This is a genomic window from Vibrio sp. 704 (genome assembly GCF_033339295.1).
This window is the reverse complement of sequence record NZ_JAWOUH010000631.1, coordinates 1-619: the sequence shown is the minus strand read 5'-3', so window position 1 is coordinate 619 and position 619 is coordinate 1. Positions and strand designations below refer to the sequence as shown.

General features: G+C 45.2%; 1 protein-coding gene and 1 pseudogene. One reads left to right on the top strand and one right to left on the bottom strand.

Translation table 11 applies throughout. From position 1 onward, the window contains the following. Positions 1–164 (top strand): annotated as a pseudogene (locus R7R24_RS28190) (AEC family transporter); the annotation flags it as partial. A 74-nt stretch (positions 165–238) separates the two neighbouring features. Here R7R24_RS28190 and R7R24_RS28185 read toward each other — a convergent pair. Beyond that, the coding region (locus R7R24_RS28185; RefSeq protein ID WP_318120375.1) for a MarR family winged helix-turn-helix transcriptional regulator at positions 239–619 on the bottom strand (381 nt) is incomplete at its 5' end.

Here is a 619-nt window from a genome sequence, read left to right as displayed (position 1 = left end):
TCTTCATGAACGCCTCACCCGTTGCGGCAGCGAGTTACGTCATGGCCCGCTCAATGGGAGGAAACGCGGTACTGGCAGCCAACATTATTGCTTTGACAACCGTGCTTTCAACCGTCACCTGCACGTTCGGTATTGTGGTTCTAAAATCGTACGGTTTAATCTGAAAAATGAAATAAAAAAGCCTCAGAACATAGCTGAGGTTTTACAAAAAGGCTTAGATTTAACGCAGAGAAAACGCTTACGAATGATTGGCTAATGTCATTTTCCTTACCAAACGAAAAAACTCTGCCGACTCATCTTCTGATAAACAAGAGAAGAACTCGCGCTGTAAGTTCCTCATTATTTGATGAACTTTCTTAATCGTTGCTTCACCTTCTTTCGTCAAACTGAGCATTTTCAGTCGTTGGTTCGCCTCACTCTTCGAAACGCACACAAAACCACGTTTTTCCAAGTTATCGACCATGCGCTTTGCAACGCTTCTTTCGGTCAGAACGGCATCGGCTAACGCTTGTTGACTCATGGGCTGAAACTCTTCTAACGCTGCCAACGCACTCGCCATCTCTAAGGTCATCTGATTTTGACGACATAACTCTGCTTGCGCTCGGTTGCGATACATCCG